General features: G+C 71.7%; 16 protein-coding genes. 3 read left to right on the forward strand and 13 right to left on the reverse strand.

Going from position 1 to position 16,196, the window contains the following annotated elements; genetic code table 11:
- Positions 1-176: 176 nt before the first annotated feature.
- From MF406_RS08970 to MF406_RS08980, 3 genes are all read right to left on the reverse strand, one after another.
- Positions 177-1,172 (reverse strand): sulfite exporter TauE/SafE family protein, encoded by a 996-nt coding sequence (locus MF406_RS08970; RefSeq protein ID WP_242892081.1) that lies wholly within the window; start codon positions 1,170-1,172, stop codon positions 177-179.
- 436 nt (positions 1,173-1,608) lie between these two features.
- A complete protein-coding gene (locus MF406_RS08975) occupies positions 1,609-3,144 on the reverse strand; it encodes an alpha-N-arabinofuranosidase (protein ID WP_242892084.1) in 1,536 nt (511 codons plus the stop codon).
- A 266-nt stretch (positions 3,145-3,410) separates the two neighbouring features.
- Positions 3,411-4,730: a YfcC family protein gene (locus tag MF406_RS08980; RefSeq protein ID WP_242892087.1), complete on the reverse strand. Its 1,320-nt coding sequence runs from the start codon at positions 4,728-4,730 to the stop codon at positions 3,411-3,413.
- 71 nt (positions 4,731-4,801) lie between these two features.
- On the opposite strand from MF406_RS08980, the gene MF406_RS08985 reads away from it, so the two are divergent.
- Positions 4,802-5,842 (forward strand): IS630 family transposase, encoded by a 1,041-nt coding sequence (locus MF406_RS08985; protein WP_242892089.1) that lies wholly within the window; start codon positions 4,802-4,804, stop codon positions 5,840-5,842.
- Positions 5,843-6,405: 563 nt separating this feature from the next.
- On the opposite strand, the gene MF406_RS08990 is transcribed toward MF406_RS08985, so the two are convergent.
- The 10 genes from MF406_RS08990 to MF406_RS09035 all read right to left on the reverse strand — a co-directional run bounded on the left by MF406_RS08990 (position 6,406) and on the right by MF406_RS09035 (position 14,447).
- A complete protein-coding gene (locus tag MF406_RS08990; RefSeq protein ID WP_242892092.1) occupies positions 6,406-7,071 on the reverse strand; it encodes an RES family NAD+ phosphorylase in 666 nt (221 codons plus the stop codon).
- Complete coding sequence (locus tag MF406_RS08995) at positions 7,068-7,814, reverse strand: putative quinol monooxygenase (RefSeq protein WP_242892094.1); 747 nt, start codon at positions 7,812-7,814, stop codon at positions 7,068-7,070. Before MF406_RS08995 ends, MF406_RS08990 begins: the two co-directional genes overlap by 4 nt.
- A gap of 131 nt (positions 7,815-7,945) precedes the next feature.
- Positions 7,946-8,884, reverse strand: coding sequence for a zeta toxin family protein (locus MF406_RS09000; RefSeq protein ID WP_242892096.1), 939 nt, complete (start codon positions 8,882-8,884; stop codon positions 7,946-7,948).
- A gap of 6 nt (positions 8,885-8,890) precedes the next feature.
- Positions 8,891-9,355: a hypothetical protein gene (locus tag MF406_RS09005; RefSeq protein ID WP_242892098.1), complete on the reverse strand. Its 465-nt coding sequence runs from the start codon at positions 9,353-9,355 to the stop codon at positions 8,891-8,893.
- A gap of 50 nt (positions 9,356-9,405) precedes the next feature.
- On the reverse strand, positions 9,406-11,790 hold the full coding sequence (locus tag MF406_RS09010; protein ID WP_242892099.1) for an excinuclease ABC subunit UvrA: 2,385 nt from the start codon (positions 11,788-11,790) through the stop codon (positions 9,406-9,408).
- A 77-nt stretch (positions 11,791-11,867) separates the two neighbouring features.
- The gene (locus tag MF406_RS09015) at positions 11,868-12,278 is read right to left on the reverse strand and encodes a VOC family protein (RefSeq protein WP_242892101.1); all 411 of its coding nucleotides are present in this window, start codon (positions 12,276-12,278) and stop codon (positions 11,868-11,870) included.
- Positions 12,279-12,283: 5 nt separating this feature from the next.
- The gene (locus MF406_RS09020; RefSeq protein WP_242892103.1) at positions 12,284-12,775 is read right to left on the reverse strand and encodes a helix-turn-helix transcriptional regulator; all 492 of its coding nucleotides are present in this window, start codon (positions 12,773-12,775) and stop codon (positions 12,284-12,286) included.
- 33 nt (positions 12,776-12,808) lie between these two features.
- Positions 12,809-12,946 carry a hypothetical protein gene (locus MF406_RS09025; RefSeq protein ID WP_242892106.1) on the reverse strand — a complete coding sequence of 46 codons (138 nt, stop codon included), beginning with the start codon at positions 12,944-12,946 and terminating at the stop codon, positions 12,809-12,811.
- Positions 12,943-13,911, reverse strand: coding sequence for a M23 family metallopeptidase (locus MF406_RS09030; RefSeq protein ID WP_242892109.1), 969 nt, complete (start codon positions 13,909-13,911; stop codon positions 12,943-12,945). Before MF406_RS09030 ends, MF406_RS09025 begins: the two co-directional genes overlap by 4 nt.
- Positions 13,908-14,447, reverse strand: coding sequence for a helix-turn-helix transcriptional regulator (locus MF406_RS09035; RefSeq protein WP_242892110.1), 540 nt, complete (start codon positions 14,445-14,447; stop codon positions 13,908-13,910). The genes MF406_RS09030 and MF406_RS09035 overlap by 4 nt, the downstream gene beginning before the upstream one ends.
- Before the next feature lie 309 nt (positions 14,448-14,756).
- On the opposite strand from MF406_RS09035, the gene MF406_RS09040 reads away from it, so the two are divergent.
- Complete coding sequence (locus tag MF406_RS09040) at positions 14,757-15,407, forward strand: ATP-dependent endonuclease (RefSeq protein ID WP_242892112.1); 651 nt, start codon at positions 14,757-14,759, stop codon at positions 15,405-15,407.
- Positions 15,408-15,469: 62 nt separating this feature from the next.
- Positions 15,470-16,168: a DNA-3-methyladenine glycosylase I gene (locus MF406_RS09045; RefSeq protein WP_242892113.1), complete on the forward strand. Its 699-nt coding sequence runs from the start codon at positions 15,470-15,472 to the stop codon at positions 16,166-16,168.
- The last annotated feature ends 28 nt before the right edge of the window (positions 16,169-16,196 follow it).

The following is a 16,196-nucleotide window of genomic DNA, read 5'->3' on the forward strand; positions in this document are numbered from 1 at the left end:
TGGGCCGGCGGGGCGGTCGGTGAGCAGCTCAGGCCGGGCGGGCGCCGTCGGGCGAGGTCGAGCTCGAGCGTCACGTACGGGGCCCAGCTCGGGCGTCACGTACGAGTGCGCCGGGATCTCGATCCGGCGTTTGCCGGCCCCGCCGCGAGCCTGCGAGCGATGGGAGCAGGTGGTGTCTACGAGTCGCGCGGCTCGCTCGGTCGACCCTCGCGGCGGTGCTGGTCCGGTGTGGCGTCCTGCGCGACGCTCTGCTCCACGGCCACCGTGCGCCGGGCCTCGGCGGCGATGGCGTCGGCCGACTCGAGCGCCCGGTCCTTGCGGAACTCGAGGAAGGACCACACGACCGCGGCGGCCCAGAGCGCGTAAATGACCGCGTAGACCGTGAAGCGGGTCCCGTCGGGGGCGTCGACCCAGTCGCTCCTGAGCAGCGTTCGGGTGTTGGTCAGGACGATGATGCCGCCGACCAACGAGCCGAGCATCCGCGGCGGGATGTGCCGGACGAGCCAGGCCGCGATGGGCGCCGCGATCAGGCCGCCGACCAGCAGGACGGCGACCCAGGCGAAGTTCACGCCCTGGGACCCGAGCGCGACCAGGAACCCGAGGCTGGCGGCCAGCGCCACGACGAACTCGGAGGTGTCGATCGAGCCGATCACCTTGCGCGGCTCCATCCGGCCGCTGGCCAGGATGGCGGGCGTGCCCACCGGACCCCAGCCGCCGCCGCCGGTCGCGTCGACGAAGCCCGCGACCAGCCCCAGCGGGCCGAGGAAGCGTGCGCGCACCCGCTTGCCCAGGTGGCGCCGGTCGACGCCGCGGAGGGTGAAGCGCACGAGGATGTAGGCGCCGAGGGTCACCAGGATCAGCGACATCACCGGGGCGGCGACCTCGGTGGACAGGCTGGCGAGGAACGTCGCGCCGGCGAAGGCGCCGACGGCGCCGGGCAGGCCGATCTTCGCGACCACCCACCAGTCGACGTTGCCGAACTTCCAGTGCGAGAGACCGGACGCGAGCGTCGTCCCGATCTCCGCGAGGTGGACGGTCGCGGACGCGGCCGCCGGGTTGGTGCCGATGGCGAGCAGCAGGGTGGTCGACGTGACGCCGTAGGCCATGCCGAGGCTGCCGTCAACGAGCTGAGCGGCCAGGCCGACGAGGGCGAGCAGGACGAGGGTCTTCATGGGTGTGACTCCGAGTCTCGGGGCCACGGGCGCACCGGCAGGGGCTGCCCGGGCAGGGAGGGGTACCGAGCGGCAGGGGGCTGCCGAACGGGAGGCTGCCGGGCGGGGGCTGCCGAGAGGGGAGGGGTGAAGCGGAGGTGGTGCGCGGTCAGGGGCGGGGAGTCAGCGGGCCGGACAGGCCGCGCTGCAGACGTGCAGCAGGTCGACGTGGATCCGCCCCACCAGGAGCACCACTGTCGCGAGCACGGGCGGAGCGTACCAGAGCGTCTGTAATGCCGGTCACACGATGCTGGACTACGTGCGAGACCTACGGAGGCGACCAGCTGGGCGAGGATTGCAGCGACTCCCCGCGGCGCCGCGCCGCCGCCTGCGCCCACGTCGTCCTGACGGTGGCGACGACTGCCGAGGCACCGTCAGGCGGGCTGCCGAGTCGCTGTCAGGCGAGGTTGAGCTCGAGGGTGACGTAGGAGTGGGCCGGGATGTCGACCTGGAGGCCGTGCCCGAAGGCCTGGTCGGTCGTCCTCACCCCGTGGAAGTCGTGGACGGCGACGGCGGCGCTCGCCTGGGGGGTGTTGGCCGCCTGCAGGGTGTCGGCGGTGAGGATCCGCCCGCGGGTGCCGGTCACCGCCCGGCCCCGCAGGTCCAGCACGACGGTCGCGGGGCCGTCGGCGTCCAGGTTGGTCAGGGAGACCAGCGCGGTGTCGCCCTTGACCGAGGCGGACGCCGAGACCCGCTCGAGCTCGCCCTCGCCCACCGCCTTGGTGGGGGTGGCGGTGAGGTGGACGTCCAGGGCCGCGGCGTCGTGGTGGCCGGTGTTCATCGCGAAGACGTGGTAGGTCGGGGTGAGCACGAGGGCGCCGGTGCCGGGGTCGGTGAGGATCATGGCCTGGAGCACGTTGACGGTCTGGGCGATGTTCGCCATGACCAGGCGGTCGGCGTGGCGGTGGAAGGCGTCGAAGTGCACGGCGGCGACGAGGGCGTCGCGCAGGGTGTTCTGCTGGTACAGGAACCCGGGGTTGGTGCCCGGCTCGACGTTCCACCAGGTGCCCCACTCGTCCAGGACGAGCCCGACCGTCCGGCCGGGGTCGTAGACGTCCATGACGGCGGCGTGCCCGCGGATGATCTCCTCCACGCGGCGGGCCTGGACCATGGTGGCGTAGTAGTCCTCGGTGCCGAAGTCCAGGGCGCTGCCCTTGTCGTGCCAGGGGCCGGGGACGGTGTAGTAGTGGAAGGAGATGCCCTGGAAGAACCCCCGCGGTTCGCGGGTCCAGCCCAGGCAGCTGATCGCCTTCATCAGGGTCTCGGTCCAGGCGTAGTCATCGTCGGAGGCGCCGGCCGCGATGCGGTAGAGCCTGTTCTCGCCGTGGTCGCGGCAGAACGTGGCGTACTGGCGGGCGAGGTCGGCGTAGGCCTCGGCGCGCATGTTGCCCCCGCAGCCCCACGCCTCGTTGCCGATGCCCCAGAACTTCACCTTCCAGGGCTCGGCGCGGCCGTTCTCCCGGCGCAGCGCGGCCATCGGGGAGTCACCGTCCCGGGTGAGGTACTCCACCCACTCGCTCATCTCGCGCACGGTGCCCGAGCCGACGTTGCCGTTGACGTACGGCTCGGCACCGAGCAGCTCGCACAGGTGCATGAACTCGTGCGTGCCGAAGGCGTTGTCCTCCACCACGTCGCCCCAGTGGGTGTTGACCATCCGCGGCCGGTCCTGCCGCGGGCCGACGCCGTCGCGCCAGTGGTACTCATCCGCGAAGCAGCCGCCGGGCCAGCGCAGGTTCGGGACGTCCAGGGCCCGGAGGGCCTCGACGACGTCGAGGCGGATGCCGCCCTCGTTCGGGATGTCGGAGTCCTCACCGACCCAGAACCCGCCGTAGATGCACCGGCCCAGGTGCTCGGCGAAGTGGCCGTACAGGTGCCGGCTGATCGTGGGTCCGGGGACATCGAGGTCGATGACGGCACGCGCGGTCGAGAGCATGAAACTCCTTGGAGCGTCGGGGTGGAAGATGACGATGGGGGAGTGGCCCGTGCACGTGTCTGCGGTCACGTTGCCGGCCCGGAACGACCGGGCTGCCGGTCGGGAGGGCCCTGCCGGCACGGTCACCTCACCATGCCGGCGAACCTATACGTCGACGGGCATGGTCGTGCGGGGCGCTCGGTTTGCGGGTGGGACGACGTCGCCAGCCGGGTCCACCGCTCCACCGCGATGAGGCCTATGGGAAAGGACCGTTCCCGGGCGATTGGTCAGTTCCAGCCGATGGCCTGGGCGATGATCAGCGCGACGATGGAGATGGTGAGCCAGATGCCCAGCAGCGGCAGGTAGAAGCGAACCCACCGCTGCCAGGGAACACGACCAACGGCGATCGCCGCCATGAAGTAGCCCGAGGTGGGGTAGATCAGGTTCGTCATGCCGTCGCCGAGCTGGTAGGCCAGCACCGTCGTCTGACGCGTGACACCGACCAGGTCGGACAGCGGGGCGAGGATCGGCAGCGTGACGACTGCCTGACCCGACCCGGAGGGGACGATGAGGTTGAACAGCGCCTGCAGGATGAGCATCGCGATCGCGGTCAGCACCGGTGGGACCGCGTCGACCGCGGTGCCCAGACCGTTGACGATCGTGTCCAGGATCTGCCCGTCCTCCAGGACGAGGGCTACCGCACGGGCGAAGCCGACGATCAGCGCACCGCCCAGCACGTCACGGGCACCGGCGTCGAAGCCCTCGGCGATCTGCCGTGTGCTCAGCCCGGCGACAAGACCGACGACGACCGCCATGACAAGGAACAACCCGGCCATCTCCACAAAGAGCCACCCCTGCGTGGTCAGACCCCACACCAGCACGCCGACGAACGGCAGCATCGCCAGGGCCGCGAGCCGCTGACGGTGGCTCATCCGCTCGCCGTGGCCCGTCACAGGCGCAAGCTCGGGGTCCTCGACCGGGACGTCCGCAACGAAAGAACGGGCAGGATCGCTGCGCACCCGGGCGGCGTAGGCCATCGTCCACGCGATACCGGCGGAGATCAGGGCAAGGTAGACCACTACGCGGAAGCTGAGACCGGAGAAGGGCGGCAGGCCGGCAATCTGCTGACCCAGGCCAGTGTTGATCGGATTGAGGAACCCCGCGGCGAAGCCGGCGCCCGTGCCGACCAAGGCAGTGGCGACGGCGGTGACGCGGTCGAAGCCCAGCGCCAGGATGAGCGGCATGATCGCGGGGATGTAGACCAGCGACAGCTCAGGCACCCCGATCAGGCTCGCGATCAGGGAGAAGAGCAGCATGAGGGCGGGGATGACGAGGATGCCCCGGTCGGCGAAGCGCCGGGCAGCGGCTCCCAGGGCTAGGTCGACCACGCCGGTGCGCCGGATGACGGCGAACATCCCCCCGACGACCAGGACGAAGAAGACGATCTGGCTGGCGTCGATCACCCCGCGCGGGATGGCGGTGACGAGCTGGAGCAGCGTCGTGGGCGTTGAGGCCACGGACTGGAAGCTGTCGGGGTCGACCAGCTCACGGCCGCCCGGGCCCGCAACACGCTCGTAGCGCCCGCCGGGGACCGCGTAGGTCAGCAAGGCCGCAACGCCGATACTAAGGCGGTCGTAAGTAGGTCGACTCCGGCGGCCTTTTCTGCCATAATGGTTCTATGCGCGACAACGACGGCCGGAAGCTGGACCACGCCACCTTGGAGCAGATGCGGTTCCGCGCGGTGGACGCGGTAGAGGCCGGGGCCCACCCGGAAGATGTCGCGAAGATGCTGGGGATGCACGCGAAAACGGTGTACGGGTGGTTGGCCAGAGCGCGTGAGGGTGGCCGGGATGCGTTGAAGGCCAAACCGGTCCCGGGTCGGCCACCAAAGCTGGACGGAAGCCAGCTGCGCCGGCTTTACACACTGATCGTCGGGACCAACCCGCGCCAGCTCCAGTTCGACTTCGAGCTGTGGACCCGGGCGATGGTGCGTGAGGTGATCCGGCGCGAGTTCGGGGTGCACCTGTCGGAGGTGTCCGTGGGCCGGTTGCTCAGGAAGCTCGGCCTGTCGCCCCAGCGCCCGCTGTGGCGGGCCTGGCAGGCCGACCCCGAGGCGGTGGAGCGGTGGAAGGCGGAGGAGTTCCCCGCGATCCGGGCGGCGGCCAAGGCCGAGGGCGCGACGGTGTACTTCGCGGACGAGGCCGGCATCCGCTCGGACTACCACGCCGGGACCACCTGGGCCCCGGTCGGGCGCACCCCGGTGGTCAAGGCCACCGGGGCCCGGCACTCCCTGAACATGATCTCCGCGCTCACCCCCGCCGGAAAGCTGCGGTTCGCCACCTACACCGGCTCCTTCACCGCCGACCAGTTCATCAGCTTCTGCAAGAAGCTGCTCGCCGACACCGGCCGCGACGGCGGCGGCGGGGTGTACCTGGTCGTCGACGGTCACTCCACCCACAAGGCCAAGAAGGTCAAGGAGTTCATCGCCTCCACCGACGGCCGGCTGAAGGTGTTCATCCTGCCCGCCTACTCACCACAGCTCAACCCCGACGAGTGGGTCTGGAAGAACGTCAAGCACGACCGCGTCGGGCGCACCGCCCCACGCACCGCCGAGGAGTTCAAGAGCAACGTCATCGCCGCGCTCCACCGCCTCCAGAAACTACCGCACCTGGTACGCGGGTTCTTCGCCGATCCAGATCTCCGCTACATCACCGCATAACGGACCGGAGTCGACTTACTTACGTTCTCCTTAGTAAGGGCGGTGATGATGACGTAGACGTGCGGGAAGCCCAGCCGAGTCCTGGCCGCCGCTAACGGCGTGGTGCGCGATGCCATAGATGTGAACCTTCCGTGAAGTTGTTGCGCGCCGATGTCGGCTGCGAGTAGGTGATGAACGGTTAGGCGTCGGGCCTGTCCCGCGCGGCTGGGATCGCTGAGTGCCCTTCTGAACATGGCGGTGATAAAAGGCCATCCAGACGTCAGCCGAGGGACTCGAATCCGGTGGCGGACGCACAGGCGATTGAGCAGCTCGACATCAGCGGAACCAGTGGATTGCCGCCAGGTGCGCGACACTGAGCCCAGAAATTAGGTGCTCTTGCGTTGACGAGTGAGCCGCTGGGGGCTGCGCCTCAGGGCAAACAGCACCCGGTGTGGACCCGTCCCAGGTCCAGCCAGCGGCGCTCAGCAAGTCGAAGTAGCGAGTGCACCGCACCACCATAGCGTCGGCGCCGCGGCCGAGATGACAGCGACCGCATCGTGGGGCACATCTGTGAGAGCTCCCGGTCACGGTGTGCGGGTCAGCATGTCGACATTGACGAACGCGCACAGGTCCACGAGCCAGTCCCGGTCGGGACCGATGGCGAAGACGCGGCCGTAGTCCGTCACCACGCGCAGGTCGCCGCTGGGGACCCGGTCGCCGAACAGGATGTAGGCCCGGTCGGTGTTGCACCGGGCAGACATCCACACCGCCCCGTCCAGCCCGGCGGCGTGCGCGGCCGCGCCCCACCGCACCGTCTCGCGGTAGGTGCGTGCGGGGGAGGCGGTCAGCTGCGGGGCGTCCACGCCGAGGCGGCGCAGGCCGAGACTATGGAAGGCCGCCAGACGCAGCTCGTGGACGGTCTCCAGCGCCCCGGCGACGGAGCGCTCGTAGTCCTCGGGGAGCAGTCGGCCGCCGGTGAGCGGGACGTCGTGCAGCAACGATTCGCACACTGCAGCTACCTCGGACTGGGCGGCGTAGAGCACCGGCACGGGCGGATTGCGGAAGAACGAGAACCGCTGCGGCCCGCCGAACCCGGGATTGAACGTAGTGACGTGCCGACCAGGGGCGGTGCTGAACGTCCGGTACAGGCGTGACCCGGCGGGCAGCACCTCGACGACGGGGTCGAACGGCTCCGGCGGCGCCGGGACCGTCACCTCGAACCCGGCCGCCGACGTGGGGACCGGGCTCACCACTGCGGCGACATCGCGGAGACAGCGGCGTCGAGCACGAGTCGCGGGTCGTCGCGGAGGAGATCCACCGGCCGGCGGTCCCCGGGCATCCGTGCCGAGGGGGAGCAGAGCCAGAGCACGACGGACTCGTCGCTCCAGTCGTGCTCCCGAGCCACCGCGACGAGCTCGGACACGAACGGGGCGACCTCCGGGTCGAGCTGGAAGCCGGGGTAGCGGTACGCACCGCCGCGGCGGACGCCGAGAAGCCTGCCGGCCCGTCGCTGTGCCGAGGCCCAGGTGCGGTTGCCGCTGTAACCCATGCGCTCGGCCGCCTCGCTGCTGGTGAGCAGCCCGAACTCGTGCTCGATCTCCCGCCAGGCGTTCTCCGTGGCCTGCGCGGCGCGCGCCAGCTGCGGTGATACGGAGGTCTCGGCCGCGGTCATGGCCGGAGCGAGAGACGAGAGCCCCTCGGCCACGTCTTCGAACACCTCGACCCGGGGGCCCGCTGCGAGCAGCCCGTGCCAGCGCTCGAGCAGCGCCCGCATGCGCGGGTCGGTCTCTACGCGTTCCTGGTCCCGCTCGTAGACCTCGAGGTCGCGGTACTCCATGATCTCCGCGAACACGTCTGGGTCGGCGAGCGACCACTGCAACCGCAGCGCGACACCCGCCGGCTCCTCGTACACCGGTCGAGCCTCCTCCAGGAAGCGCTCGAGGTCCTCGCGCCGGCCGGGAAGTACCCGTGCGTGCAGGTAGAGGACGATCATGACGCCGAGGTTCCCACACGGAGGTTGTGCGCCGCGGCGGGGGACGTCGCCGCGGGGACATCGGCGGCGGACGCACCTCGTGGAATGACATAATGTGCATTATCGGATGGTGCTAGGAGTGGCTCCGGTCATCACAGCGGGTCCCGGTTCACGACGAGCGGGCCGCCCTGGACGGCGCGCGCGAGATCGGCCTCGACGATTCGCACAGCCTCGGCATGAGAGGTCCAGAAACGGCGGTATCGGATCACGGCGTCGCACTGCTGGGCCAGGCGCTGCGCCGACTCCTGTGAGCATGCCCGGCCGGTCTCCGGGTTGAAGACCTCGCGCACGTAGACGCTCGGCACCCAACGCCCACCGAGACCTTCGCCGGTGGCGACAGCGTTCTCGTACGACTCGCGCCAACGCTGGACGATGCGCTGGGCGGAAAGCTCGAAAGGAACCTCGACGTCGACCACCTCGATGGTGTAACCGGCGGCCTCCAGGCGCTGCCCGAGCTCGACGGCGCGGTCTGGCTTCGACAGCACGGAGTCGATTACCACGTTGACGCCTTCGGCCAACATCTCGCGCTGCATCTGCTTGGCAAGGTAGGACGACTCCTCGTGCACGAGAGAGGCAAGCTCGAGCGGGTAGAACGGCTCGCCCGCCGCTTCACGGTTCTTGATCGCCTCGGGCTTCAGGAAGGCGTCGTACGACCCGTCCGCCAGAGCCTCGCGCAAGAGCTTCTTCTTGAACTCATCGGCATCTATGGCGATCCACCCGGACGCATCAACCCCGAGGACATCGCGCAGCACCACCGACTTTCCCGCCCCGGGCGGGCCGGCGAGAACGACGGCACGCCGTTCGCGGCGCGCGGCCGGATGCTCAGCGCGCGTCTCGTCCAGCAGACGGCGGTGGAGCGACCGCCGCTCTGGCGTACGCCGACGGACGTCGCTGTCGAAGAACCACTGCGGGTTTGCTGTTGTTGCATTAGGGCCAGTCGGGTCGAGCGGGCCACCTGCCCGCGAGAATGTCCGGACGGTCTCGCGGTGGGCGGCCGTCGGGGCTACATCGTCCTCGCGGGTCTGCATCATCCTCGGTCACGAAGAAGCAGACTGCCGGTGCTCGCTGATCCGGTGCTGGATGGCCACGTACGTGTCCTCGTCGATCAGTCCGTCGTCGAGAGCATCCCCGATGTCACCGGTCGTGTTCGGAACCTCATCGGTGAGCCAGTCGTACCCGTCGGTGGTCGGCGTGCGGGCGTACGGGAAGCGGCCCAGCTCGTCGATCAGTTGATCACGGTCGATAAGGCCGGCGGCGTAGCGCTCGGCGATCTCGTACGGGCTGGCGCCGGAGAAGCCGGCCGGCACGTCGGGCACCGTCGCAGCGCGCTTGAGCGCGCTGTTGATCGACGGCTGGCTGATGGCCAGCGCCTTGGCCAGCGCGGTCTGGGTCATCGTCGCCGAGAGCTGCCGCAGGTGGCGCAGCTCGTCGAGCCGATCGACCGCCTGACGGTGACGCAGCCGACGCACCTGCTCGACGCTAGGGGAATCGATGCCCGACATGGCGACCTCCTATAGGGCAGTCTATAGCGAGTCGTGTCAGTGTGCCGCGGTCAGGCCCGGACGTAGTCGGCCAGGTGCTGGCCGGTGAGGGTGGCGCGGGTGGCGACGAGGTCGGCGGGGGTGCCGGCGAAGACGACCCGGCCGCCGTCGTGACCGGCACCGGGACCGAGGTCGATGAGCCAGTCGGCGTGCGCCATGACCGCCTGGTGGTGCTCGACGACGATCACCGACCGGCCGGCGTCGACGAGCCGGTCGAGCAGCCCGAGCAGCTGCTCGACGTCGGCCAGGTGCAGCCCGGTGGTCGGCTCGTCCAGGATGTAGACCCCGCCCTTGCCGCCCATGTGGGTGGCCAGCTTCAGCCGCTGCCGCTCCCCGCCGGAGAGGGTGGTGAGCGGCTGGCCGAGGGCGAGGTAGCCCAGCCCGACGTCGGCGAGCCGGGCGAGGACCGTGTGCGCGGCCGGCGTGCGCGCGGCGCCGGCGCCGAAGAACTCCTCGGCCTCGGCCACCGACATCGCGAGCACCTCGCTGATGTCGCGCCCGCCGAGGGTGTACTCCAGCACCGCGGCCTGGAACCGCCGCCCCTCGCACAGCTCGCAGGTGGTCGCGACGGTCTCCATCACGCCGAGCTCGGTGTAGACCACCCCGGTGCCGTTGCAGGTGGGGCAGGCGCCCTCGGAGTTGGCGCTGAACAGGGCCGGCTTGACCCCGTTAGCCTTGGCGAAGGCCTTGCGGATCGGGTCGAGCAGGCCGGTGTAGGTGGCCGGGTTGGACCGGCGGGAGCCCTTGATGGCGCTCTGGTCGACGACGACCACCCCGTCCCGCCGGGCGAGGTTGCCGTGGATCAGCGAGCTCTTGCCCGAGCCGGCCACCCCGGTGACGACGGTGAGCACCCCGGTCGGGACGTCGACGTCGACGTCGCGCAGGTTGTTCTGCCGCGCCCCGCGGATCTCCAGCGCGCCGGTGGGCCGGCGGACCGACTCCTTCAGGCGCACCCGGTCGCCCAGGTGGCGGCCGGTGAGGGTGGCGCTCCCCCGCAGCCCGTCCACCGTGCCCTCGAAGCACACCGTCCCGCCGGCCGTGCCCGCGCCGGGGCCGAGGTCGACGACGTGGTCGGCGATCGCGATCGTCTCCGGCTTGTGCTCGACGACGAGGACTGTGTTGCCCTTGTCCCGCAGCCGCAGCAGCAGGTCGTTCATCCGCTGGATGTCGTGCGGGTGCAGGCCGATGGTCGGCTCGTCGAAGACGTAGGTGACGTCGGTGAGGGCGGACCCCAGGTGGCGGACCATCTTGGTGCGCTGGGCCTCTCCCCCGGACAGCGTCCCGGCTGGCCGGTCCAGGCTGAGGTAGCCGAGGCCGATCTCGACGAAGGAGTCGAGGGTCTCCCCCAGGGTGCTCACCAGCGGCGCCACCGACGGCTCGTCGAGCTCCCGGACCCAGGCGGCCAGGTCGTTGATCTGCATCGCGCAGGCGTCGGCGATGCTGATCCCCTTGATCTTGGCGGACCGGGCCGCCTCGGTCAGCCGGGTGCCCTCGCACTCCGGGCAGGTGGTGAAGGTGACCGCCCGGTCCACGAACGCCCGGACGTGCGGCTGCATCGCCTCGCGGTCCTTGGCCAGCATCGACTTCTGCAGCTTGGGGATCAGGCCCTCGTAGGTCAGGTTGATGCCGTCGACCTTGATCTTGGTCGGCTCCTTGTAGAGCAGGTCGTCCAGCTCGCGGCGGGTGAACTCCCGGATCGGCTTGTCCGGGTCGAAGAAGCCGGATCCGGCGTAGATGCGGCCGTACCAGCCGTCGGCGCTGTAGCCCGGGACGGTGAACGGCCCCTCGTTGAGGGACTTGCTGTCGTCGTAGAGCTCGGCCAGGTCGAAGTCGGTCACCCGGCCCAGGCCCTCGCAGCGCGGGCACATGCCGCCGGTGATGGAGAAGTCGCGGCGCTCCTTGACGGTCCGCCCGCCCTTGTCGAAGGTGACCGCGCCGGCCCCGCTGATCGAGGCGACGTTGAAGGAGAAGGCCTGGGGCGAGCCGATGTGCGGCTGCCCGAGCCGGCTGAACAGGATGCGCAGGAGCGCGTTGGCGTCCGTGGCGGTGCCGACGGTGGAGCGCGGGTTCGCACCCATCCGCTCCTGGTCGACGATGATCGCCGTGGTCAGCCCGTCGAGCACGTCGACGTCGGGTCGGGCCATGGTGGGCATGAAGCCCTGCACGAACGCGCTGTAGGTCTCGTTGATCATCCGCCGGGACTCCGCGGCGATGGTGGCGAACACCAGCGAGCTCTTGCCCGAGCCGGAGACGCCGGTGAACACCGTCAGCCGGCGCTTCGGCAGCTCGACGCTGACGTCCTTGAGGTTGTTCTCGCGGGCGCCCTGCACCCGGATGCGGTCGTGGCCGTCGGCGACGTGCCCCGTCGCGGGCGCCGCCTCGGTGTTCGTAGCCATTGGTGCCTGTTCTCTTCCTGTCGTCCAGTCGCCCCGCCGCGTGCCGGCTCACCTGTCGGCCGTGAGCTCCGCGGGGCTCACGGCATCTGCTGGATCCGGACGGTGTTGCCCGCCGGGTCGCGGAAGGCGCAGTCGCGCATGCCCCAGTCCTGGTCGGTCGGCTCCTGCATCACCTCGGCGCCGGTGGCCTGGATCGCCTCGAAGGCGGCGTCGACGTCGGGGGTGGCGAGCATCATGCTGGCGAAGGTGCCCTTGGCCATCATCTCGGTGATGACCCGCCCCTCCTCCTCGGTGATGCCCGGGTCGGCGGTCGGCGGGTAGAGGACGAGGTTCGTGTCCGCTCGGCCGGGCGGGCCGACAGTGATCCAGCGCATGTCCCCGTACCCGACGTCCTTGCGGACTTCGAATCCGAGGGCGTCGCGGTAGAAGCCCAGCGAGGCCTCGGGGTCGGTGTGCGGAAGGAAGCTGGCGTGAATGTTGATGTCCATGCCGGTCACGCTAGCGACGGTCGTGATGCCGGGGCTTCTCGATTCCTGACCGGTCTGGTGACCCGCTTCGCGAGGCACGGCGAGATCCCCGCGGTCGCGATTCCCGCCGCGACACCCGCCGCCGCGACCGCCGCCGCCGCGCCGGCCGCCTGGCGCCGGTAGGTGCTGGGCGAGACCCCGACCAGCTCGGTGAAGCGGGTGCTGAAGGTGCCCAGCGAGCCGTAGCCGACGGCGAAGCAGACCTCGGTGACGCTGAGGTCGCCGCGGCGCAGCAGCGCCATCGCCCGCTCGATGCGCCGGGTCATCAGGTAGGAGTAGGGCGACTCGCCGTAGGCGCGCCGGAACTCGCGGCTGAGGTGCCCGGCGGACATGTGCACGCCGCGGGCGAGCGCCTCGACGTCGAGCGGCAAGGCGTACTCGCGGTCGATCCGGTCCCGGACGCGGCGCAGCCGCACGAGGTCCTGCAGCCGCTGCGCCGCGACTTCTCTGCTGGCCACGGGTGAGATCGTGCCATGGCGCCCCGGCCTCGCCTACCCGTCCCGGTCCCGGGCCCGGTCGTCGTCGTCGCGGCGGTCGTCGTCCGGGCGGCTGCCGCGGCGGCGGCGGTCGCCTCCGAACGGGAGCAGGTCGGCGACGGCGGCCAGGATGCCCAGCACCCACTCGGTCACAGCTGCTCGCCCCCGTGATCCCGGCCCGGTCTCCCGAGCGCAGATGGTCCTTGGACCGGCGCTCCGGGAACGGGTGGTCCTGGCTCGGGCGATGCGGGGTCCGCCGGCCCGACGGCGACCAGGTGCTCGCCGTTGGCCGGCACGCCGTCGCGGGGCCGGTCGTCGCCGTCGATCAGGACGTCGCGGAAGGCGAGGGGCAGCCCCTGCGCGGTCCACAGCGAGGCCCGGTCCATCAGCTGGGCGTGCACGTGCGGCTCGCTGGTGTTGCCCGAGTTTCCGCACTCGGCAAGCTCCTGGCCGGCTCGGACCTGCTGGCCGGGTCGGACCCGGAGCGAGCCGCGCCGCAGGTGCGCGAGCAGCGCGTAGGTCCCGTCGGCGGAGCGGACCACGACGTGGTTGCCGACGACGAACCGCGGGCCGCCGAGCTCGCGCACCGCCCCCTCGGCCATCATGTACAGCAGGCTCGGCCAGGAGGCGCGGGCGCGGTGGTCCCGCTGCCGGTCCGAGGCCGCGACCACGACGCCGTCGGTCATCGCCAGGACCGGCTGCCCGAACGCCGGGTAGTCCCGGGCGGCCGGCATCGCCCGCCCGGCGCCGAACGCCGGCCGGGCGCCGTCGGCCGGCTCGTGCACGAGGTCGATCGCGTACGCCTGGCCGTAGGCCCGCACGCCGTGGCTGGGCACCCGGGTGGCGGGGCTGTTCAGCGCGAGCCAGCGGCCGCGCACCGGGGTGGTGACGGTGGTGGCCCCCTCGGGCGGGGCGGGCCGGCCGACGACGCCGAGCAGCAGCACGAGCGCGAGCAGGGCGGCCCCGACCAGAGGGGCCGGGGCGAGCGCGGAGTGGACCGGGCCGTCGGGGAGCACGGCCCGGGCCGCCGTCGGCAGCAGGACCAGCAGGACGGCGACGGCGAGCACGGGCGTGCGGACCCGGTACAGGCGCCGCACCGCCCGGGTCAGGGCGGTCATCGCTCCGCCGCCACGACGCAGGCCAGCAGCGGCACGACGCGGCCCACCGGGACCTCGTAGCTGCCGCGGGCGCTCTGCCGCAGCCACCCGGCGGCGAGGAGCTGGCGCAGGTGGTGGTGCAGCTGGCCGGTGGTGCCGAGGGACTCCAGCGCGGCGAGGTCGCCGGTGGTGCGGACGCCGCCGAGGACCTGGCGCAGCAGCTCCAGCCGCACCGGGTGGCCGAGCGCGGCGAGGGCCTGGGCCCGGCCGTCCCACTCGACCTCGAACAGGCCCGCGGTCCCTGCGCCCTGCTGCCAGGAGACGGGCTCCCCGGTCGGCAGCGTGACGGCGCCGACGAGCATGACGGCGCCGTCGGTGGTCGAGGGGTGGTCGGCGAGCCGGGCCCGGAGCTCGTCGAGCGCCCAGAAGGCGTCCCCGTCCGTCGCGGGCACCGGGTGCTGCGGCGGCGTCGCGAGGCGCTCCTCGAGCGCGGCGACCCGGGCGGTCAGGGCCTCGACGCGGGCGCCGAGGTCGGGGTCTGGTTCGTCCTGGCTCATCCCGGAACGGTACTACGGCAGTACGTAGTTCTGTCTAGTCGGACGTGGTCGGTCCGGAGCGTCGCGCGGTCCCGGGAGGTCGCCGTCGGCCACTGCCGCGAGGTCGCTGTCGGTCACTCCTGGGAGGTCGCCATCGGCCACCGGTTCGGGATGCCGCTGTCGGTCCCTCCTGGGAGGTTGCCATCGGCCACCGGTACGGGATGCCGCTGCGGCGGGACGACGGCGACCGCCGAGCGGGTGAACCGTGGTTGGGCCCGCCGGACTGCTTTACCGGTGCGCGGACGTCACCCGGAGTGCGACGCTTGCCCGGTGCACGGACCATCGCGCCCGGTCGTGGTGCTGCTCGAGGGGCAGAGCGACGTCGCGGCGCTGACCGCGCTGATCGCGGCGAGCCCGCTGGCCGACCGCGCGGGCGCCGTCGACCTCGTGGGCATGGGCGGGGCGGCCAACGTGCGCCGGCACGTCGACGCGCTGGTGCGGCTCGGGCGGGCGCACCGGGTGCTCGGGCTGTGCGACGCCCGCGAGACGGGCTACTTCCTACGAGCGCTGGCGCCGTACTGCCCGGGGATCACCGGCGCGGGGATGGCGGCCTACGGGTTCCACGTCTGCCGCAACGACCTGGAGGACGAGCTGATCCGCGCCCTCGGAACCGACCGGGTGCTGGCGGTCCTGGACGACCTCGGGCTGGCGGAGTGCTTCGCCCAGTTCCGGCAGCAGCCGTACTGGCGGGAGCGGCCGCTGGAGGCGCAGCTGCGGCGCTTCCCGGGGGTGGCGTCCGGGCGCAAGGCCGTCCTGGCGGCCGCGCTGGCGTCGGCCGCCCCGCTCGCGTCCGCGCCGGCTCCGTTGCGGGCCCTGCTGCGGCAGGTCGAGGCGGCGCTGCACGACCGGCCGGGGCCGGCGATCCGGTCGTTCTCCGGTGCCGGCGTCGGGTCGCCGTCGGCGGCGACGTCGTCGGCGTGACCCGCCGCTCCCCCGCCAGCCCCCACGAGCAACCACCGAGACCTCACCACGGAGACCCGTCGATGACCCCGTCCGCCCAGCGACGCACCGATGCCCGTCCCGGAACGGCGTCGGATGCCGCCTCCCCCGCACCCGGCGCCACGACGCCAGCGGCCGGCGCGGCACCGTCGGCCGGCGTCGTCGTCGGCGAGGACGGCCTCGCCCGGCCCGCCTGGGCCGCGGTGGACCCGCTGCTGCGCCACTACTACGACACCGAGTGGGGCATGCCGGTCACCGACGAGCGCGGGGTGTACGAGCGCCTCAGCCTGGAGGCCTTCCAGTCCGGCCTGTCCTGGGCGACGATCCTGCGCAAGCGGGACGCCTTCCGGGCGGCGTTCGCGAACTTCGCCCCCGACGTCGTCGCAACCTACGGCGAGGACGACGTCGACCGGCTGCTGGCCGATCCCGGCATCGTCCGCAATGTCGCGAAGATCCGGGCCACCATCACCAACGCCCGGGCCACCCGCGCGCTGCGGGCCGAGGGCGGCCTGGCGGAGCTGGTCTGGTCCTTCCGGCCCGAGCGCACGCCCGAGCCGGCCACCGCCGCGGACGTGCCCACCCGCTCCCCCGAGTCGACAGCCCTGGCGAAGGAGCTGCGCCGGAAGGGGTTCACCTTCGTCGGGCCGACGACGATGTTCGCCCTCATGGAGGCGATCGGCGTCGTGGACACGCACCTGCTCGGCAGCCACCGGCGCGGCAGCTCCGGCGTCTGGCCGCGCTGAGTCGGCCCTGACGAGCCGTGGCGCCGCA

The sequence above is a fragment of the Georgenia sp. TF02-10 genome (genome assembly GCF_022759505.1).
Taxonomy (GTDB): domain Bacteria; phylum Actinomycetota; class Actinomycetes; order Actinomycetales; family Actinomycetaceae; genus TF02-10.